General features: G+C 68.8%; 23 protein-coding genes and 1 tRNA gene. 13 read left to right on the plus strand and 11 right to left on the minus strand.

Annotation, left to right across the window (positions count from 1 at the left end):
* Window positions 1–73 precede the first annotated feature (73 nt).
* From pstS to MTS1_RS13505, 5 genes are all read left to right on the plus strand, one after another.
* Entirely contained in the window at window positions 74–1,177 is a 1,104-nt protein-coding gene (gene pstS, locus MTS1_RS13485; RefSeq protein ID WP_023954901.1) for a phosphate ABC transporter substrate-binding protein PstS, read from the plus strand.
* A 78-nt stretch (window positions 1,178–1,255) separates the two neighbouring features.
* A complete protein-coding gene (gene pstC, locus MTS1_RS13490; protein WP_023954902.1) occupies window positions 1,256–2,209 on the plus strand; it encodes a phosphate ABC transporter permease subunit PstC in 954 nt (317 codons plus the stop codon).
* A gap of 1 nt (window position 2,210) precedes the next feature.
* On the plus strand, window positions 2,211–3,308 hold the full coding sequence (pstA, locus tag MTS1_RS13495) for a phosphate ABC transporter permease PstA (protein WP_023954904.1): 1,098 nt from the start codon (window positions 2,211–2,213) through the stop codon (window positions 3,306–3,308).
* 19 nt (window positions 3,309–3,327) lie between these two features.
* Window positions 3,328–4,107: a phosphate ABC transporter ATP-binding protein PstB gene (pstB, locus tag MTS1_RS13500; protein ID WP_023954907.1), complete on the plus strand. Its 780-nt coding sequence runs from the start codon at window positions 3,328–3,330 to the stop codon at window positions 4,105–4,107.
* Between the two features lie 362 nt (window positions 4,108–4,469).
* Entirely contained in the window at window positions 4,470–5,306 is an 837-nt protein-coding gene (locus MTS1_RS13505; RefSeq protein WP_023954909.1) for a type IV toxin-antitoxin system AbiEi family antitoxin domain-containing protein, read from the plus strand.
* Window positions 5,307–5,452: 146 nt separating this feature from the next.
* Here the strand turns inward: MTS1_RS13505 and MTS1_RS13510 are convergent, their stop codons facing one another.
* The 4 genes from MTS1_RS13510 to sigK all read right to left on the minus strand — a co-directional run bounded on the left by MTS1_RS13510 (window position 5,453) and on the right by sigK (window position 8,876).
* A complete protein-coding gene (locus tag MTS1_RS13510; RefSeq protein WP_023954911.1) occupies window positions 5,453–6,337 on the minus strand; it encodes an aminodeoxychorismate lyase in 885 nt (294 codons plus the stop codon).
* 337 nt (window positions 6,338–6,674) lie between these two features.
* Complete coding sequence (locus MTS1_RS13515) at window positions 6,675–7,313, minus strand: hypothetical protein (RefSeq protein WP_036306059.1); 639 nt, start codon at window positions 7,311–7,313, stop codon at window positions 6,675–6,677.
* Window positions 7,314–7,431: 118 nt separating this feature from the next.
* On the minus strand, window positions 7,432–8,280 hold the full coding sequence (locus MTS1_RS13520; RefSeq protein ID WP_023954915.1) for an anti-sigma factor domain-containing protein: 849 nt from the start codon (window positions 8,278–8,280) through the stop codon (window positions 7,432–7,434).
* Window positions 8,277–8,876 (minus strand): ECF RNA polymerase sigma factor SigK, encoded by a 600-nt coding sequence (gene sigK / locus MTS1_RS13525; RefSeq protein ID WP_023954917.1) that lies wholly within the window; start codon window positions 8,874–8,876, stop codon window positions 8,277–8,279. Before sigK ends, MTS1_RS13520 begins: the two co-directional genes overlap by 4 nt.
* A gap of 245 nt (window positions 8,877–9,121) precedes the next feature.
* Here sigK and MTS1_RS13530 point away from each other — a divergent pair, with 245 nt between their 5' ends.
* From MTS1_RS13530 to MTS1_RS13550, 5 genes are all read left to right on the plus strand, one after another.
* Complete coding sequence (locus tag MTS1_RS13530) at window positions 9,122–9,793, plus strand: fasciclin domain-containing protein (protein WP_023954919.1); 672 nt, start codon at window positions 9,122–9,124, stop codon at window positions 9,791–9,793.
* Between the two features lie 190 nt (window positions 9,794–9,983).
* Window positions 9,984–10,059, plus strand: a tRNA-Lys gene (locus MTS1_RS13535).
* A gap of 170 nt (window positions 10,060–10,229) precedes the next feature.
* The gene (locus tag MTS1_RS13540; protein WP_023954920.1) at window positions 10,230–11,885 is read left to right on the plus strand and encodes a catalase; all 1,656 of its coding nucleotides are present in this window, start codon (window positions 10,230–10,232) and stop codon (window positions 11,883–11,885) included.
* Window positions 11,886–11,963: 78 nt separating this feature from the next.
* Entirely contained in the window at window positions 11,964–12,305 is a 342-nt protein-coding gene (locus MTS1_RS13545; RefSeq protein ID WP_036305878.1) for an Lsr2 family protein, read from the plus strand.
* 79 nt (window positions 12,306–12,384) lie between these two features.
* Entirely contained in the window at window positions 12,385–12,618 is a 234-nt protein-coding gene (locus MTS1_RS13550) for a hypothetical protein (protein ID WP_023954924.1), read from the plus strand.
* On the opposite strand, the gene MTS1_RS13555 is transcribed toward MTS1_RS13550, so the two are convergent.
* From MTS1_RS13555 to MTS1_RS13565, 3 genes are read right to left on the minus strand one after another with little or no spacing between them, the layout of a single operon-like run.
* Window positions 12,579–12,935 (minus strand): hypothetical protein, encoded by a 357-nt coding sequence (locus MTS1_RS13555; protein WP_023954926.1) that lies wholly within the window; start codon window positions 12,933–12,935, stop codon window positions 12,579–12,581. The genes MTS1_RS13550 and MTS1_RS13555 overlap by 40 nt on opposite strands.
* Window positions 12,936–12,983: 48 nt before the next feature.
* Window positions 12,984–13,226 (minus strand): hypothetical protein, encoded by a 243-nt coding sequence (locus MTS1_RS13560; RefSeq protein ID WP_023954928.1) that lies wholly within the window; start codon window positions 13,224–13,226, stop codon window positions 12,984–12,986.
* Window positions 13,227–13,246: 20 nt separating this feature from the next.
* Complete coding sequence (locus MTS1_RS13565) at window positions 13,247–13,615, minus strand: VOC family protein (protein ID WP_023954930.1); 369 nt, start codon at window positions 13,613–13,615, stop codon at window positions 13,247–13,249.
* Between the two features lie 57 nt (window positions 13,616–13,672).
* Here MTS1_RS13565 and MTS1_RS13570 point away from each other — a divergent pair, with 57 nt between their 5' ends.
* The 3 genes from MTS1_RS13570 (at window position 13,673) to MTS1_RS13580 (ending at window position 15,573) form a co-directional block, all read left to right on the plus strand.
* Window positions 13,673–14,152 carry a MarR family winged helix-turn-helix transcriptional regulator gene (locus MTS1_RS13570; protein WP_023954932.1) on the plus strand — a complete coding sequence of 160 codons (480 nt, stop codon included), beginning with the start codon at window positions 13,673–13,675 and terminating at the stop codon, window positions 14,150–14,152.
* A 28-nt stretch (window positions 14,153–14,180) separates the two neighbouring features.
* Complete coding sequence (locus MTS1_RS13575) at window positions 14,181–15,218, plus strand: YdcF family protein (RefSeq protein WP_023954934.1); 1,038 nt, start codon at window positions 14,181–14,183, stop codon at window positions 15,216–15,218.
* 76 nt (window positions 15,219–15,294) lie between these two features.
* On the plus strand, window positions 15,295–15,573 hold the full coding sequence (locus MTS1_RS13580) for a PLD nuclease N-terminal domain-containing protein (protein WP_023954936.1): 279 nt from the start codon (window positions 15,295–15,297) through the stop codon (window positions 15,571–15,573).
* A gap of 23 nt (window positions 15,574–15,596) precedes the next feature.
* On the opposite strand, the gene MTS1_RS13585 is transcribed toward MTS1_RS13580, so the two are convergent.
* The 4 genes from MTS1_RS13585 to MTS1_RS13600 all read right to left on the minus strand — a co-directional run bounded on the left by MTS1_RS13585 (window position 15,597) and on the right by MTS1_RS13600 (window position 19,314).
* Window positions 15,597–16,451, minus strand: a complete 855-nt coding sequence (locus MTS1_RS13585; protein ID WP_023954938.1) for a PhzF family phenazine biosynthesis protein — start codon at window positions 16,449–16,451, stop codon at window positions 15,597–15,599.
* Between the two features lie 54 nt (window positions 16,452–16,505).
* A complete protein-coding gene (locus MTS1_RS13590) occupies window positions 16,506–17,189 on the minus strand; it encodes a hypothetical protein (protein WP_023954940.1) in 684 nt (227 codons plus the stop codon).
* Window positions 17,190–17,269: 80 nt separating this feature from the next.
* Complete coding sequence (locus MTS1_RS13595) at window positions 17,270–18,031, minus strand: response regulator (protein ID WP_023954942.1); 762 nt, start codon at window positions 18,029–18,031, stop codon at window positions 17,270–17,272.
* Window positions 18,028–19,314 (minus strand): ATP-binding protein, encoded by a 1,287-nt coding sequence (locus tag MTS1_RS13600; RefSeq protein WP_233494952.1) that lies wholly within the window; start codon window positions 19,312–19,314, stop codon window positions 18,028–18,030. Before MTS1_RS13600 ends, MTS1_RS13595 begins: the two co-directional genes overlap by 4 nt.
* Window positions 19,315–19,476: the final 162 nt, after the last annotated feature.

The raw sequence follows: 19,476 nt of genomic DNA on the forward strand, positions 1-19,476 counted from the left end.
TAAGGGACGGTGTCTACCGTTCGGGACGAACCTGCACCGGGTTCTCGTCACCAACATGCGAAGGATTCACACAGTGAAGCTCTCCCGACTCGCCCAGCTGGGCGCCGTGGCCGCCGTGGCCTCTCTTGCCCTCGCCGGCTGCGCTGCAAACGAAACCGCTGCGCCCGGCGCCGGCTCGAGCGACTCCTCGGCCCCTTCCCTCGAGGGCAACCTCGTCGGTGGCGGCGCCTCGTCGCAGGAGGTCGCCGTCCAGGCCTGGACGCAGGGCCTGCAGACCGCCAACCCCGGTCTCACGATCGACTACGACCCCTCCGGTTCGGGCACGGGACGCGAGTCGTTCCAGGCCGGCGCCGTGCAGTTCGCCGGCTCGGACCGCGCGTTCAAGACCGACGAGATCACTGCCGGCCCGTTCGAGGCATGCGCGGCCGACTCCGACCTCGTCGAGCTGCCGACCTACATCTCGCCGATCGCCGTCGTCTTCAACATCGACGGCGTCGACTCGCTGAACCTCGACGCGACGACGCTCGCGAAGATCTTCGCCGGCCAGATCACGACGTGGAACGACCCGGCCATCGCCGCCCTCAACTCGGGCGTCGAGCTGCCCGCGACGGCGATCACGCCCGTCCACCGCTCCGACAAGTCGGGCACCACCGGCAACTTCACCGACTACCTCGCCAAGACCGCGCCCGATGTCTGGACCGCCGGCTCGGTCGAGGAGTGGCCGGCCCTCGGCGGCGAGGCCGCTCAGGGCACGTCCGGCGTCATCTCGGCTGTCGAGGGCGGACAGGGCACCATCGGCTACGCCGACGCGTCGCGCGCCGGCAACCTCGGCACCGTCGCGATCCAGGTCGGCGACGAGTTCGTCGAGTACTCGCCCGAGGCCGCTGCCGCGATCGTCGACGCGTCGCCCGAGGAAGAGGGTCGCGCCGCCACCGACATCGCGATCAAGCTCGACCGCACCAGCACCGAGGCCGGCGTCTACCCGATCGTCCTCGTGAGCTACCTCATCGGCTGCGCGGAGTACAAGGACGCCGCGACCGCCGAGATGGTCAAGGGCTTCTTCAGCTACGCCGCGAGCGCCGAGGGCCAGGACGCCGCGGCATCCGCTGCCGGCTCCGCCCCCATCTCGGAGACCCTGCGCACGCAGGTCACCGAGGCCATCGAGGCCATCAAGTAAGACGCTCCGGGTGCCCGGTCCGGTTTCGCCGGGCCGGGCACCTCGCGCGGTTCCCGTCCGTCGCACAGAATCGAAGCCATGACCACCACACCCGAGGTCACCCGCACCGGAGCCCCGAAGGCCAAGACCCGAGCGGGTGACCGCTGGTTCTCCGGCACCGCGCTCTTCGCCGGCTCGATGATCCTCGTGACCCTCGCCGCGGTCGCGATCTTCCTGGTCATCCAGTCGCTCCCCGCTTTCGTCGCCACCAACGAAGACGCCTCGATCCTGCCCGACAACTTCTGGTCGTACGTCGGGCCGCTCGTCTTCGGCACCGTCTGGGCCGCCGCGCTGGCGCTGCTCATGGCCGTGCCGCTGTCGCTCGGCGTCGCCCTCTTCATCTCGCACTACGCGCCGCGCAAGCTCGCTCAGGCCCTCGGCTACGTCGTCGACCTGCTCGCGGCGGTCCCCTCCGTGGTCTTCGGCCTGTGGGGCATCGGCGTCCTGGCACCGGCCGTGCAGCCGGTCTACAGCTGGTTCGTCGACAACGTCGGGTGGTTCCCGCTCTTCAACGGGCCCGTCTCCAGCACGGGCCGCACGATCTTCACGGCATCCGTCGTCCTCGCCGTCATGGTCACCCCGATCATCACCGCGATCTGCCGCGAGATCTTCCTGCAGACGCCGACCCTGCACGAGGAGGCCGCGCTGGCCCTCGGGTCGACGCGCTGGGAGATGATCCGGATGGCCGTCTTCCCCTTCGCCCGCAGCGGCATCGTCTCGGCCGCCATGCTCGGCCTGGGCCGGGCGCTGGGCGAGACCATGGCCGTCGCCATGGTGCTCTCCGTGTCGGGCGGCGTCACCTTCGCGCTCTTCACGTCGGGGAACCCCTCGACGATCGCGGCGAACATCGCACTCACCTTCCCCGAGGCCTACGGGACGAACGTCAACGTCCTCATCGCCACGGGCCTCATCCTCTTCGTCGTCACCTTCGCGGTGAACGCGGTCGCGCGCTACATCGTGAGCCGCCGCAAGGAATTCTCGGGGGCCAACTGACATGACCGCGACTCTCACTCCCCCGAGCACGTCGGCGCGCAGCGCATCGACGAGCCTCACCACGGGGCACCTGCCCAAGTGGGGGCCTTGGGCGATCCTCGGCGCCTCGCTGGTGGTCGTCGGCATCTTCTTCGGCGTCATCGCCGCGGCATCCGGCGATGCGCTCAACATCCCCGGCTGGCTGATTCTGTCGGCGGTGGCCTACCTCGTGCTCATCACCGCGGTCTCGGCCGCCGTCGAGGGCCGCCGCAAGGCGGTCGACCGACTGGTGACGGGTGTCGTCACGGTGGCGTTCCTCATCGCGATGGTGCCGCTCGTCTCCGTGGCGTTCACGGTCATCACGCTCGGCGCTCCCAGCTGGAGCGGCGAGTTCTTCAGCTCGTCGATGCGCAACGTCGTCGGCGAAGGCGGCGGCGCGCTCCACGCCATCATGGGCACCGTCCTCATCACGCTCGCCGCAGCCGTGATCTCGATCCCGATCGGCATCTTCACCGCGATCTACCTCATCGAGTACGGCCAGGGGAAACGTCTGGCCCAGGGCATCACGTTCCTCGTCGACGTCATGACCGGCATCCCCTCGATCGTGGCCGGCCTGTTCGCCTACGCCTTGTTCGCACTCTTCCTCGGCCCCGGCATCCGCCTGGGCATCATGGGGTCGGTGGCCCTCGCGGTGCTGATGATCCCGGTCGTCGTCCGCTCGACGGAAGAGATGCTGCGCCTCGTCCCCAACGAGCTGCGCGAAGCCTCGTACGCGCTCGGTGTGCCCAAGTGGCTCACGATCGCGAAGGTCGTGCTGCCGACGGCGATCGCGGGCATCACGACCGGCGTCATGCTGTCGATCTCGCGCGTCATCGGCGAGACCGCACCGCTGCTGATCACCGCCGGCTTCACGGCATCCATGAACTACGACCTCTTCAACGGTCGTATGCAGACCCTGCCGGTCTTCACCTACACGCAGTACATGAACCAGGGCATTCCCGCCGAGGCCTTCGTCGGCCGCGCGTGGGCATCGGCCCTGACCCTCATCGTCATCGTGATGCTGTTGAACCTCGTGGCGCGCCTGATCGCCAAGTTCTTCGCACCCAAGACCGGCCGCTGACCCGAAAGAAAGAACCTCCGTGTCCAAGAGCATCGAAGTCAACGACCTCAACGTCTACTACGGCGACTTCCTCGCCGTCGAGGGCGTCTCCCTCGACATCGAACCCCGCAGCGTCACCGCCTTCATCGGCCCCTCGGGCTGCGGCAAGTCGACGTTCCTGCGCACCCTCAACCGCATGCACGAGGTGATCCCCGGCGCCCGCGTCGAGGGCAGCGTCCTGCTCGACGGCGACGACCTGTACGGCCCGGGCGTCGACCCGGTGCTCGTGCGCCGCCAGGTCGGCATGGTGTTCCAGCGGCCGAACCCCTTCCCCACCATGTCGATCCGCGAGAACGTGCTGGCGGGCGTCAAGCTCAACAACCGGCGCATCTCGAAGTCCGACGCCGACGCCCTCGTCGAGAAGTCGCTGCGCGGCGCCAACCTCTGGAACGAGGTCAAGGATCGTCTCGACAAGCCCGGCTCCGGCCTCTCGGGCGGACAGCAGCAGCGTCTGTGCATCGCTCGCGCGATCGCGGTCTCGCCCGACGTGCTGCTCATGGACGAGCCCTGCTCGGCCCTCGACCCGATCTCGACGTTCGCCATCGAGGAGCTCATCCAGGAGCTCAAGAGCGACTACACCGTCGTCATCGTCACGCACAACATGCAGCAGGCCTCGCGCGTCAGCGACAAGACCGCGTTCTTCAACATCGCCGGCACCGGCAAGCCCGGCAAGCTGATCGAGTACGACGACACGACGTCGATCTTCACCACCCCGTCCGTGCAGGCCACCGAGGACTACGTCTCCGGCCGCTTCGGGTGAGTCGAACCCCGGCTCGTCGTGGGCCGGGCCCCGGGAGTGCCGGGATGCAAGGGATCGTGCGCGACGCGCCGGTGCGAGGACTCCTCGCCCGGCGCGTCGCCGTTTTCGCATTGCATCCCAGCGCGACGGGGCTGCATCGTGGGTCCCGGAGTGTCCGGCTCGGGCCGTGCGCGGATGCAAGGGGTCGTGGCCGACACCCCGGTGCGGATGCCGCTCGGGCGGGGTGTCGCGCCGGATCTCTTGCGTCCCGGTACGCGGCCAGCGGGTGCAGCGGTTCCTGCACGAGGCACCGAGCACCAGAGCAGTGCACAGAACGAGCCGTATGGCCCACCGGTCGGCCCCGAGGCGAGCACGGTCGGGGGATGTGCGAGTCGCGATCCATCTTCTCCACCCGCGAGCTCCGTGCCGACGGGCTGAGCCGCCGGGAGATCGCTGCGGCCGTCGACTCCGGCCGGCTCAGCCGCATCCGGATCGGCATGTACGCCTCCCCCGGCGCGTGCGCCTCCGCCCGGGCGATCGCGGCGCACGGCGGGTCGATGGCGTGCGTCACGGCCGCGCGGCATCACGGTCTGTGGATCCTCGATGACGACCACGAACCGCACGTGTGGCTGAAGACCGGCCAGCGAGCCCACCACGACGCGTCATGCGGGTGCATCGAGCATTGGGACCGAGACGCACGGCCCGCGGCATCCGGTGCTCTTCCACTCCGGCAGGTGCTGCGCCAGATCCTCGGATGCCGCGGCCCCGAGCACTTCTTCGTCGCACTGGAGTCCGCGCTGCGGCAGCGCCGCCTCACGAGAGACGACCTGCGGTGGCTCCGTCGGCACACCAACGCTCGCGGCCGGGAAGCGCTGAGTCTCGCTCGAACGGATGCCGACAGCGGACTCGAGTCGCTCCTGCGGTGGCGTCTACGGAAGCACGACCTCCGGGTGCTGACGCAGGTCTCCGTCTTCGGGGTCGGTGTCGTCGACGCGCTGATCGGCGACCGGCTCATCGTCGAACTCGACGGCAGGGCCAATCATCACGGCGAGGCGAAGCGCCACAAAGACCTGACGCGCGACGCGAACGCCGCCTCGTGGGGCTACGTGACGCTGCGCTTCGACTACGCGCTCGTCGTCCACGACTGGGAGCTCGTCGAGTCCGCCATCCTCGGAGCCCTGCAATCGCACCCGAGCCTGCAGCTCACCGCATCCGCCTGATGTCCGCTTCCTCGGCCATTCGGTCTCCTCACCGTGCCGGGATGCAATGCTTCTCACCCGACACCCCGAGGCGAGCGACGACCCGCCGGCGTGGCGCGCACGATGTCTTGCATCGCGATACACCGCCCCGCCCGGCGGGACGGGGGTCAGTCGCGCGGCGAGAGCAGGTAGGTGTTCAGGGATGCGGTGAACTCGGCGTCGATGTCGAGAGCGGCGCCGTCGAGCTCGACGATGGGAGCCGCGAGCCGGACACTCGACACCAGCCACGCGGCATCCGCTCGTCGCAGCTCGTCGAACGGAATAGTCTCGTACGCCGTCTCGAAGCCGCGCTCGGCGAGGTGCTCGAACAGGCTCAGCTGCGTCGTGCCGTGGAGGATGCCGCCGTTGGGCGCCGGGGTGACGAAGGTGTCGCCGCGTCGCAGGATGAGCGAGGCCGTCGGCGCCTCGAGCACGAAGCCGTCGGAGCTCAGGAAGATGGCGTCGTCCGCGCCGCGCCGGTGCGCCTCGCGCAGGGCGGCCATGTTCACGGCGTACGATAGGGTCTTCGCGCCCAGCAGCAGCCACGGAGCCCGCGCGGGCGCGTCGATGGCGTAGCCGCGGTCGAGAGTCACGACGCGGATGCCGCTCGTGCGCGGCTCGGTGAAGTCCGCTGCCGCCGCTGCCGTGGCCCACGCCGTCGGGGTCGGTCCGTGCTCGATCCCGCGACTGAGGATCAGCTTCACGACCCCCTCGCCCGAACCGCATTCGGCTGCCGCGTTCGCCACGGCCGCCCGCCACTGGCCGATGTTCGGCACCGGCAGGTCGCAGAGCTCGGCGGAGTGCGCCAGGCGCTCGAGGTGCGCCTCGACCTCCTGCGGGTGGCCGTCGACTACGCCGATCGATTCGAAGATGCCGTCGCCGCGCTGGGTGCTGAGCTCTCCCACCGTCAGCGCCGGGGCCGCGGGGTCGACCGCGGTGAAGGTCGACGTGAAGTCCGACCGGGTGTCATCCGCCGCGAGCGGGTCGATCATCAGCGCGAAACGCAGTGCCATGCGCCGAGCCTACGACGCGTCCTGTGCCCGGACGCACGACATCCCGCCCGACACCCCGGTACGGATGCCGCTCCCCCGGCGCGTCGCCTACGATCCCTTGCATCGCGGCCCGCACGCCGCCGACGGGAGGCCACGACTCACTACCGGCCGACCACCGGATTCGTCCACTCGGGAATGCCCACACCCGAGGCTCGGTTAGACTGTATGTGCCGGGCCGCAGTAACCCCGGGCTCCATCTTCAGCCGCTGCGAGCGGCCACGCGCCGAGAGGCGTTCTGCGGCCCGGCACTTCTCTTTGCCGGGTCTTTCCGGCTTTCTCTCCGGACGCCGGCGCTACCTCACGTAAGAGCTTCGCGACGCCACAACCCGGCGCACGAGCCTAGGTCGTCGGCGTAGGTGCTCAGCCGGAGGGCGCGCGCGGTGAGCGCCGACGACCGGTCGGGCTCGCTGACATCGTGGTCGTCGGCCACCGAGGTCGCTCCGGCCGACTGCACCCGGCAGAACGACGCGGCACGTTCGAGCGCGACGGCGAAGTCTCCCCGGAACACACCGCGCATGATCACGTCGATGAGGGCCACGAGCTCTTCCGGGCCCGCGGGCGTGGGAGCCCCGGCGATCACCTCGTCGGCAGAACGAAGCACGACCCGACCGCGTTCGTAGAGCAGCGCGGCGGTCCGCGGGTCACGATGGATCATCAGCTGCAGCAGGTACAGCCGCCAGAGGGCGCCCGGCAACGACTTGGCCGGCGACCGCGACCACAGCTCGGCGACGGTGTCGATCCCGTGCTCGGCCGTGAAGCCCACGAGACGGTCTACGACGGCGTCGCTCGGATCTTCGCGCACCCGCGACAGCAGGGCGCCCGCCGTCGCATGCGCAACGCGCGAGACCTCCGCCGGATCTTCACCGGCGAAGTGCCGGTCGAACTCGTCGGCGGGTCGCCGAACGGGCTTGTGGTAGTCCCGGGATCCGTCCGTCATCATTCCAGGCTAAGCGAGAGCGGCATCCCTGCGGCCCACGCAGGGACAAGCCGAAACGACGGAACGGCCGGCCCGAGAGGGGCCGGCCGTTCCGCTGCCGAATAACGGGGTAGGGCAGTCAGGCGTTCGTCGGGATCGCGACGATCGGGTCTGTGGTGGGCAGGCCGCTCGGCGACCCGCCGCTCTGTTCGATGGTGAGGGCGATGACGTCGTCGGGCTCCATGTCGCCCTCGAGCAGCATCGCCGCCGAGCCGTCGCTCGATTCGAAGGCACCGGCCGGGATCGGGGCGCTGCCCCGGACGAACCATGCCTCGTACGACTGGTCGTCGGCGATCTCGGGCAGCCCCTCGGCGACGAGCACGACGCCGTCGACGCTCGGCGACCAGTGGACCGTGGCTTCGCCGCCGTCTCCCAGCTGCGCGGTGCTCGACTGCGCGTCGCCGGAACGCTCGATCTGCGCGAGCACGCTCTCGGCGGACGGAGCGCGCATGTCCTGCGTCAGCGCGCCAACGCCCCAGCCGATGCCGACGAGGAGCGCGATCGACGCCGTCAGGGCGAACAGGCTGCGCGTCCAGTTGCGACGCTGCACCAGCTGCACCTCTTCGGTCACCGGAGAGCCCACGGAATAGCCGGATGCCGCAGCCCGCGGGTCGTCGTCCTGGAGGTCATCCGCGGGGTCGGCGACATCGTCCTCGCCAGGCGAAGGCTGCTCCGCGACCGGCTGCTCCGCACCCGGCTCCGCGACCGGCGCACCGATCTGTGCGAGCAGGCTGGCCCGCAGGGCCGGCGGGGGCGTCACATCGGCGACACCCTCCGACAGCAGAGCCGCCGCTGCGGCATCCGCCTCGACCAGCGGCATCCACTCGGGGTGCGCGTCGAGAGCTTCGCGGTAGGCGAGCTCGTCTTCGGGCGACAGCGCTCCGAGCGCGTACCCTGCCGAGAGCTCGGCGAAAGTCTGTTCGTTCACGATGTCACCCCCATTGCACTACGGAGCTTGGTCAATCCGTCACGCATCCGTGTCTTGATCGTTCCGAGCGGCGCTCCTACCAGCGCCGCGATTTCGCTCTGACTGTATCCCCCGTAGTAGGCGAGGGTGATGGCCTCTCGTTGCGCCTCGGGTAGAGAGCTGAGAGCCCGAGCGACGCGCCGTCCTTCGATGCGCAGCTCAACCTGCTCGGCGACACCTTCGGGCTGTGACGCCATCTCGCGGTAGCCCGCACGTACGTCGCGATCGCTGCTCGCCTGCGACGACCGAACCCGGTCCACCGCGCGGCGGTGAGCGATCGTGAGAACCCACGATCTTCCTTGCCCCTTCTTCGGAGCGAACGTCGAAGCGGATTGCCACACTTCCAGGAAGACCTCCTGGAGCACTTCCTCGCTCTGCGCGCGATCGACGAGCACGCGGAGGATGAGTCCGAAGACGCGCCCCGACAGGGTGTCGTACAGGCGGGTGAAAGCACTGTGGTCACCGTCGGCGCAGCGCTGGATCAGCTCCGCGACGTGATCCGTCGACGGCCCGTCGTCGGGCACGTCCATTCCATCTATGACCATCGCTACCAGCATGCCGCATCCTCCGACCTGTTCCCGGATGCAGCGCCGACCTGTTATCGGTTCTCTACCTGCCGCCTGCCGCGGTGTGCACCCGCGCCGACATCCGTGTCGCCGTCTTCGTACAGAAGGGGTGCTTCGGATGCCGGAAAACTCGGTTTCGAACTTTCTCGAACTTTTTCCGATCCGATCGGTCGGGGCCTCCGAAGAACCCTCGACGCCGGGGACGGACCCACGGCGGAGAACACACGGAGGCAATCATGCTCAGCACCAAGAAGAAGTTCACTGCTGCCCTGGCCCTCGGCTTCGCCGGAGCCCTCGCTCTGTCGGCCTGCTCGTCGACCTCGGGCGACACCATGACCGAGGAGACCGAGGCCCCCTCGTCGTCGGCCGCCCCCATGGAGTCGGCATCGCCCGACGCTTCGATGGACCCGGCCGCCAACCTCGTCGGCCCCGGCTGTGCCGACTACGCCGCAGCGGTTCCGGACGGCGCCGGCTCGGTCGCCGGTATGGCTCAGGACCCGGTGGCCACCGCAGCGTCGAACAACCCGCTGCTCACCACCCTCGTCGCCGCCGTCAGCGGACAGCTCAACCCTGACGTCAACCTCGTCGACACGCTGAACGGTGACGAGTTCACCGTCTTCGCTCCCGTCGACGACGCTTTCGCGAAGATCGACCCCGCCACCATCGAGTCGCTGAAGACCGACTCGGCGACCCTCACGTCGATCCTCACCTACCACGTCGTGCCCGGCCAGATCGCGCCCGACGAGATCGACGGCACCCACACCACCGTCAACGGTGCCGACCTGACCGTCACCGGCTCGGGCGACAACATCATGGTCAACGACAGCGCCGCGGTCATCTGCGGTGGCGTCGAGACGGCCAACGCCACGGTCTACCTCATCGACACGGTGCTGATGCCCCCGATGTGACCCGAACAGCCGCGGTGAGGGGTTCCCGCGGCACGGCCTCGGTATCTCCGTGGCCGAGGCGAAGCCGCCGGTGCGAGCACACCGGCGGCTTTGTCGTGCCCGGACGGATGTCGGCGGGTCGGGATGTCGGCGGGCGCCGGAGGCCTGACGGTTCGGGTCCTCGCCCGCGGCTACTAAGCTGGGAAGCTCAGGGCCTCTAGCTCAGTCGGTAGAGCATCGGACTTTTAATCCGCGGGTCGTGGGTTCGAGCCCCACGGGGCCCACCACCTGATCGTCATCTGCCGACTCGCCAGAACCTGCGTATGTGGGAGGCCTGGCATCCACGATTCGTGGCGAGTCGACGGACGGTGAGCCCCCGCAACCCCCTTCCACCCGCATCCGCTCCCCCGTAGCGTCGGCCGCATCCCCACACGATGCGAACCATACGGAGGACGCGATGACCGATGTATCGAGCCAGGGTCCGGCAGAGGGCGACGAGCGCCCCGAGCTGACCACGCGACAGGGACACCCCGTCTACGACAACCAGAACCAGCGGACGGTCGGAGCGCGCGGACCCGCGACGCTTGAGAACTACCACTTCCTCGAGAAGATCAGCCACTTCGACCGCGAGCGCATCCCCGAACGGGTCGTGCACGCGCGCGGCTTCGTCGCTTTCGGCTACTTCGAGGCGACCGGCATGTGGGGCGACGAGCCCATCGCGCAGTTCACGCGCGCGAAGCTCTTCCAGGAGCCGGGCAAGCGCACCGACCTCGCCGTCCGCTTCTCGACCGTCATCGGCGGGCGTGATTCGTCGGAGGCGGCGCGCGACCCGCGCGGGTTCGCCGTGAAGTTCTACACCGAAGACGGCAACTGGGACCTCGTGGGCAACAACCTCGGCGTCTTCTTCATCCGCGACGCCATCAAGTTCCCCGACGTCATCCACTCGCTCAAGCCCGACCCGGTCACCTTCCGGCAGGAACCGGCGCGCATCTTCGACTTCATGTCGCAGACGCCCGAGTCGATGCACATGCTCGTGAACCTCTTCAGCCCCCGCGGCATCCCGGCGAACTATCGCACCCAGCAGGGTTTCGGGGTGAACACCTACAAATGGGTCAATGAGCAGGGCGAGACGAAGCTCGTGAAGTACCACTGGATTCCCTCCGTCGGCGTCAGCTCGATGACCGAAGCGGATGCCGCCGCCGTGCAAGCCGGTGATCTCGGCCACGCGTCCCGCGATATGTACGAGGCGATCGAGCGCGGCGAGTATCCCGAATGGGAGCTGCGAGTGCAGATGATGGACGACCACGACCATCCCGAGCTCGATTTCGACCCGCTCGACGACACGAAGGTGTGGCCCGAGAACGAGTTCCCGCCGCGCGCCGTCGGCAAGATGGTGCTCAATCGGAACGTGTCGAACTTCTTCGCCGAGAACGAGCAGATCTCGTTCGGCACCGGCGTCCTCGTCGATGGCCTGGACTTCTCCGACGACAAGATGCTCGTGGGGCGCACGTTCTCGTACTCCGACACCCAGCGTTACCGCGTCGGGCCGAATTACCTCCAGCTGCCGGTCAATTCACCGAAGAACGCCTCGGTGGCCACGAACCTCCGCGATGGACAGATGGCGTACTACGTCGACAACGGCGGCGAGAATGCCCACGTCAACTACGAGCCGTCGATCACCGGCGGGCTCCGCGAAGCCCGGTACCCCACGCACGACGAGCAGGGTCCGGACATCGTCGGACGGCTGACGCGCAAGCGGATTCCCCGGACCAATGACTACACGCAGGCCGGCCAACGCTATCTGCTGATGGAGGACTGGGAGCGCGACGACCTCGTGGCGAACTTCGTCGACCTGATCGGGCAGGCCGCTCGTCCCGTCCAGGAGCGGATGCTCTGGCACTTCTACATGGTGGAGGACGACCTCGGCCGTCGCGTCGGCGAGGGCCTGGGAATCACGCTGGACGAAATCAAGGATCTGCCGCCCCTGCAGTCCCAAACACTCAGCGAGGATGAGGTCGAGCGACTGCGCAATCTCGGGCACAACGGTCCTCGTGATGTGGCCGGTCTTCAGATGACTCATTGCGTTCCCAATGCGCGCGCACAGAAGGCCTGAGTCTTTTGCTGGGGACGACACGAAATAGTGTTGTCGAGTGGTGATGCGTAACGCGATCGAACCGCTAATATGTCAGCCATGGCCCGCAAACAAATCACCCAGCTCATCGACGATCTCGACGGAACCGTTCTCGAGAGCGGCGAAGGAAAGCAGATCACGTTCTCGATCGAGGGACGCGCTTACGAGATCGACCTCTCGGACGACAACGCCGAGAAGTTCTACAAGGCTCTGGCGCCGTTCGTCGACGTCGCTCGTTCGATCCGCGCGAACACGCCTTCGCGTTCGCGCTCCTCGCGCGCGAACAAGAGCGACCTCGACCTGACGGCCGTCCGTGAATGGGCGCGTTCGAACGGTCACACCGTCAACGAGCGCGGCCGTGTTCCGGCAGCCGTGATCGAGGCGTACCGCGCCGCGAACTGACCCCATCCGACCACAGAAATGGCTCAGGCACCTCCAGTCCTGAGCCATTTCTCGTTTCCCGACAACGACGGAGCGCCTCGTGAACGACGGCTCAGCCAGCAATAGCGATCGCGCGAGCAGTGGCGCGAACGGGGTCGCAATCGGAATCGCGCTCGGCCTTCCCCTCGGCAGTGCGATCGGCATGCTCGCGTTCGACAACATCGCGCTCGGCGGCGCGATCGGCCTCTCTCTCGGGATCGTGCTGGGTGTCGCTGCCGACGCGCGTCGCCGCAATCAGTCGGATGACGCGGATGGTGCCGATGATGCCGACTGAGCTCGCTGCCCGCCGCTCGAGGTAAAACCGCCGTTCACGAGATAGATCGCGGCGAGCATCGGCACGAATGCCACCGCCACAGCGATCGGCGCGAGAAACCACAGCCCCGAGAGCGACGAGGCGAACATGGTCGACCCGAAGATGATGAAGGCGACCCCGACGATGCGCACGGCCCGCACTCGACCGGGTTCCCGCGTGGGGAATGTCCACATCGGGTAGGGAATGCCCGGGCGAAGCCGTTCGAACCAGAGCACCGAGACGACCTGCATCGCCGCTCCGGCCGCGATGAGCAACAACCACATCCACGAGAGATCCATCTGTTCGATGCAATCACACGGATGCTCCGACGGCCAGCGACGAATGGATCAGTCGTCGCGAGACGTCCGCGCAAGCCGCCGTCGACGGATGCCGAAAAACAGCGCCACCACCCAGTAGAGCGCGAGCAACGGTGAGATGACGGCGAGGACGATACGAATGACGTCGCCGCCGTCGAGCGCCCAGGGAATCCAGATCGCCGACATCCCGACCCACACGATCGCCTGTACGACGATCACCCCGAACGGTGTCGCCGCCGAAGTCGCTGCGATTCGCTGGAACAGACTCTGCACCCAGCGAACCTAACAGCCGCTCAGGTCCGGTCGTGAAGCGTGACGTGGTAGCCGTCGGGATCGGCGAAGGTGAAGGTGCGACCGAACGGCCCGTCGACAGGCTTCGAGACGATCCGGTGCCCGGCGGCGAGGAGTTCGTCGTGGATAGCCTGCACGCCGGTCGCATGCAACCACAGCGCGACGCCCAGACCGGGCTGCTCGATTGCGTCGAGATCGACGCCGGGCATCGGGTCCCGCAGGGCGAAGGCGATCGGTGTCGTCGCGAACACGACGGCGTGCGGCGGGCCCTGCGGCGAGCGCTCGAGCCCGAGGAAGGTCTCGTAGAAGGCTTGAGCGGCCGCGAGGTCGCGCACCTGAAGGGAGATGAAGTCGGGTCCGGTGACGGGCATGAAGGCTGTCCTCTCGTGTCAGTTTTCTGACACTGAACTGTATGTCAGAATACTGACATGAGTCAAGACGGCGATGGCATCGACCTGGAGACGTCGATGGGCTACCTCGTGAAAGAGGTCTCGAGCGCCCTGCGATCGGCGATGGAAGACGTTCTGCGCCCTCTCGGGATGAACATCACCCACTACTCGTGTCTCGAACTCCTCGCCCAGCGCCCCGGGCTCTCAAACTCCGAGCTCGCCCGCGGCACGTTCGTCACACGCCAAAGCATGAACGTCCTGCTGCTGACGCTCGAACGCGACGGCGAGGTGACGCGTGCAAGCACCCCCGCATCCGGCAAGGCGCTGCCGACCGAGCTCACCGAACGCGGGCGCGAGCGCTTAGCCGCCGCCACCGCCGCAGTGCGCGGAGTGGAGATGCGGATGCTGTCAGGGCTCGATGACACCGACAGGCTGACGACGTTCCGAGCGCTGCGGCGGATGGCTCGGTCTCTCCGGCAGTCCGAGACCCTCAGCGATGACCCGGCGTCGAACACGTAGTCTTATCCCCCCTCTCTAGGCTGAGGACGTGCCCGGCTTCTTCACACTCCTCTTCACGGCGCTCGGGATACTCCTCGCCGCCCGCGACTCCCGCCGCATGTTGCCGGGCGTCCTCCTGACGCTCGCGGCGACCTCGCTCGTCGCCGCTGTAGTGACCTTCATCCTCGGCTTAACGGTGGCGCTCGCCACGCTCGCCGTTCCCGGGAACGACGTCGTCGGGCTCCTGCTGGTCTTCATCGTCCCTCTGCTCGCCGCGATCGGGCTGGGGGTCGCCCTGCTCGCCAACGGGGTGGTGATGCTGCAGCGCGAAGGACGATCGCTGGCGAACCGCCTCTCGCTCCTGGCCGGAATCGGCGTTCTCGCCATCCTTGCCCTCGGCATCGTCGCCGTCACGGCGGGATGGTTCGAGCTCGCCGTCATTCTCCTGCTGCTGGCCGGTCCGATCGGCTACGTCGCGATGGGGTTCGTCGCCTACCTCTGCTGGTCGGCGGTGTACGCGCGCATCGCGCGCCGCAGCGCAGCACCGGCCGCGATCATCACCCTCGGGTCGGGCCTTCGCCGCGACGGGAGCGTGCCGCCGCTGCTCGCCCAACGCGTGGCGCTCGGCGTGGAGACCCTGCAGCGATCCCCCGGCGCGATGCTCGTCATCTCGGGCGGTCAGGGCGCAGACGAGCCGCGGAGCGAGGCGGCCGCGATGGCGGAGTACGCCGCAGAGCTCGGCGCCCCCGCCCAACGCCTGCTCATCGAGGATGTATCCCGGACGACCGAAGAGAACCTCACGCTGACCCGCCGGATCCTCACCGAACGCGGCATCACGGGCCCGGTGCTCGCGGTGACGAGCGACTATCACGCATTCCGCGCCGCCACTCTTCTGCGGACCCTCGGCATGCCGGGCCACGCGATCGGCGCGCGCACCGCCCGCTATTACCGGCCGAGCGCTCTGCTGCGCGAATACCTCGCTCTGCTTCGCGACCACCTCGTACTCAACGGCGTCGCGCTCGGCGTCCTGATGCTGCCGGTCGTCGCGTTCGTGGCGATGTCGCTGATCACTCTCATCGCGGATTGAACGTCATCCTGGCGAGGTAGGCGAAATCCGTCGACAGGCTCACGACAGCGAGCTCGCCCCCCGCGAGGCTGGAAGCATGATCGAAACCGCGCGAATTCTCGTCGTGTCCGACGACTGGCTGCCTCGCGACTGGATGCCGGGAGTTGCGACATCCGTCGTCGTGGTGCTCGCCGTGGTCGCGGCCCTGGCGGCGATCCTGTTCATCTCGAGCCTGATCTCGATCCTCGCCTCGCCCCGTTACACCGGTGGCGGCAAGCTGCTGTGGATCATCGGGATCTTCGTCTTCCCCATCGCCGGGCCGCTCGTCTGGTGGCTCGGAGGGCGCAACGCGCAGATCCGCACCGACCGCCCGTGACCGCAGCGGCGAGGCTCAGCTGATCAGGCGATCGCGACGGCGTGCCCCGAGACGGTGATCCCACCGCTGACGGGGATGTCGACGGTCAGCTCCCCCGGTCGTCCGACATGTCGCCCCTGCTCGATGACCACGACCGCGGGAACCTCGACCGCGCCGAGAGCGCGCAGGTACGCGCCGAAAGATGCGGCCGCCGACCCCGTCGCCGGGTCCTCCGTGATGCGACCGACGGGGAAGAGATTGCGCGCCTGGAAACGATCGGATGCCGCGCGGAACGCGACGGTGATGGTGGCGGGCCACCCGCGGTCGTCGAGCAGCGCCCGAACCGCGGCGGGATCGAACGAGAAGTCGTCGAAGGTCTTCTGATCCGCCAGGACGACGACCGGATGCGTGTTGCCGGTGTTCGCGAGCCGCGGCGGCAGCGCGGGGTCGAGGTCTGCCCGCGTCAGGCCGAGAAGGTCGAGAATCGCCTCGAGATCGGTGCCGTCTAGGTCGCGGACCGACGGCTCGACGCTGGTGAAGGACGCACGGATGCCGTCGTCGTCGCGCGAGACCGCGATCGACACGACGCCGACGGGGGTGTCGAATCGAACCGCGCCGTCGGCGGCGACCTGGCCTCGCTCGGCGAGCGCGACCGCCGTGGCCACCGTCGCATGACCGCAGAACGGAACCTCGGCGATGGGCGAGAAGTAGCGGACCGAGCGCGCGCCGTCGGCGGTCGAGCCGGTGACGAAGGCCGTCTCGGCATAGTCGACGTCGGCAGCGATGCGCTGCATGGCGCTGGCATCGAGGGCGCCTGCATCCAGGACCACGCCGGCGGGGTTCCCGCCCTCGGGTCGCGTGCTGAACGCGGTGTATCGCAAGACCTCGGGCGTGCTCATCCGTTCAGGCTACGCCCGCCATCGCGGTGTCCGATGCTGCGCCGCCCGTCACCGTCAGAGCAGACGCGCCAGCCGCTTCTTGCTCGCGTTCTCGCGGACGATCCAGGCGATGTCGGGGTCGGCGGTGTCGAGCGCCTCGAACGCGAGCAGACCGGGTCCGGGATCCGCAGCCACCGCGACGCTCCACGCGTAGCCGAGCGTCTGCCGCAGCGTGCGGGCAGCGCTGTCGTGCCGTCGGGCCTGGGGACGCGCCACCAGTCGCTCGGTCGCGCGTGCGCACACCTCGACGGCGATCGCCGCCATCTCGGGCGACCGCAGCACGTGTGGCTCGCAGATCGCGGCGACCGCGGCTCGAACCACGAGCGGGCTGTCGTCATCCGCCCACATCCGGACGGTCGTCGCGAGGGTCTCCGGGTCGGCGTCGCCGAGCAGCTGCAGACCGAGCGCGACTCCTTCGCGTACGCGCCACCGGTCATCGGCGGCGAACAGCCGCGCTCGAGCATCCCGGCCCGGGGCCGCTCGCCGGGCGACCGCCGCCGCCGCGCACATCATCGGGAACTCTCCGCCGTCCCGCACGAGCTCGTCGACGACCCCGGCATCCGCCACCTCCGCCGCCGCAGCGACCAGTGTCGTGTTCGCCCGCGGACCGGGCAGGCCGGAGTGCTCGACGAGGTAGTCGACCCACGCGTCTGCGTCGAGTCGTCGAAGCTCCGCCGCCCACGCGGTCACGGTGGCCATGCACCGCACGCTACGCGCATCGCCCTGGCGCGTCACCGGGGCAGGCGACGTGACAAACGCATCCGGTGAGGACTCGACGCTCAGCGCTCGGGCGACGGGGCGAGCCGGTACAGCACCTGCGGACGGCCGCGCTTGCCGTAGCGATGCGAGAGATGGATGACGCCGGTCTCGACCAGGTGCGTCAGGTAACGGTTCGCGGTCGCGCGAGAGATGCCGCAGGCCGTGGCGACCTCGGCTCCGGTCAGGGCGATGACCGGGTCGAGGGCGGCGATGACCTGCGCGAGCGTCGGCGCGGCGAGACCTTTCGGCAGCGCGTCGTGGTCGCCACCACCCGGCATCCGTCCCGCTTGCCGGTGCGATCCGGATGACGCCGGCGGGGTGGTTCGGATGGTGCCGGTCGACAGCAGCCGGTCGATCTCGCCCTGCGCCAGAAGCGCGTCGCGGTCGTCGGTGACGAGCCGCCGCTCGCGGTCTGCCGCATAGCGTTCCAGCCGCTCGCTCAGCGCGGCCTGCGTGAAGGGCTTGACGAGATAGCCGACGACACGCGCCGCGAGAGCCTGACGCACGGTGGTCTGATCCTGCGACGAGCTGATGACCAGCACGTCGGGCCCGTCGTCACCGAGAGTACGCAACCGGTGGAGCACCTCGATCCCGCTGATGCCGGGCAACCGCATGTCGAGCAGCATCAGATCGACGCCGGACCGGCTGCGTTCGAGAGCCGCTTCACCGGTGCCCGCGGTCGCGACGACGACGAACCCCGGGGTGTCGGAGACGAATCCGGCGTGGAGGGCGCGCGCACCGCGGTCGTCGTCGACGACGAGGACCCGGATCGGTCCGGTCATCGCGGAGCCTCCAGCTCGAAAGCGAATCGCGCTCCCCCGAGCGGCGAGCGTCCGACCTCGACCGACCCCGATCGGGCCGTGACGATCCGGCGTACGACATCCAGTCCCAGCCCGCGCCCGAGCCCCGTCGTGTCGGTCTTCGAGGAGTAGCCGGCCGCGAAGATACGCCGTGCGACGCGCGGCTCGACTCCGGGACCGTCATCGTCGACCGAGCCCACGATGCGCGAGCCATGATTCCGCAGCGAGCAGACCACGTTCGCGGCGCCCGCCTCGGCCGCGTTGCGGCAGAGGTTCGACACGACCGACACAATGCCCTCGTCGATGTCGAAACCGCGGTCGAAACCGCGGCCGAGGTCGAGGTCGAAGCGCACCCGAGCCCCGATCTCCTGCAGCTCGGCGCGTACCGTCGGGATCATCGCGGCGAGCACCGGCTGGTCGTCGCCTGCCTCGTCGCCGCCCGGGTCCACGGGGCGGCGGACGCTCGCGATCTCTTCGATGTATCCGCGAGCCTCGTCGGTGTCGCCGCGCGACAACAGGCCGTGGATGACATGCAGCCGGGTGCTGAACTCGTGCGACTGCTCGCGCAGCGCTGTCGCGGTGCGGCGCATCTGGGCGTGCTCGGCCGCGATGACATCCAGGCGGCGGAACCGGCGCTCGACTGCGGCGGTCAGGATCGAACTCGCCAAGGTCGCGACCACGAGCGCACCGATGGCCCAGGGCAGCAGGGCGCCGACGGCCTCGTCGAGCTCGCCGGCGATCTGCGACTCGAGCACCCCCACAGCCACCATCCCGATGGGCGTTCCGTCGGCGCCGCGCACCGGCACTTTGGCGCGCAGCGACGGCCCCGACGCGCCGACTTCGGTGCCGACGAACGTCTCGCCCGCGAGCACGGAAGCGTTGGCGGTCTCGACCTGCACGCCGCGTTCGGACGCGAGAGGGTGGGTGATCCGCACGCCCTCGTCGTCGGTGATGACGACGTAGTAGACGCCGGCCGCCTCGCCCACGAGCTCGGCGATCGGCTGCAGGATCGCGGTCGCCGGCGCGAGATCGGCCGCGTCGGCGAGTACGCTCGGCGACCCCGCGCTCATCGCTCCGGCCACGGCTTCGCGCACCTCCGGAAGGTCGGCGAGACTCGAGGCCACCTCGAGCACGCGTTCGGTCGTCGCCTCCCGGATCGTGCGCTCCTGCGCCGCAAGGGAGATGGCCACGCTGGCCGACAGCGCCGCGAGCGTCACGACCGACGGGAGCACGAGCAGCACGAGACGCGCGGCAGACGCTCTCACCGTGAACGGCATCCTGTCCACTTCCTCGTGCGATCGGACGCTGTCGGGCCGTGCCCGTGCGCATCTATGAGAACAAATCCCGCCACGCTCGGGGGCGGCTCAGCGAAGTGCCATCCTAATTCGATCTCGCGGAGACGACGATGTCCGCGCGAATGGAGTGAT

It is taken from the genome of Microbacterium sp. TS-1 (assembly GCF_000509385.1).
GTDB lineage: Bacteria > Actinomycetota > Actinomycetes > Actinomycetales > Microbacteriaceae > Microbacterium > Microbacterium arborescens.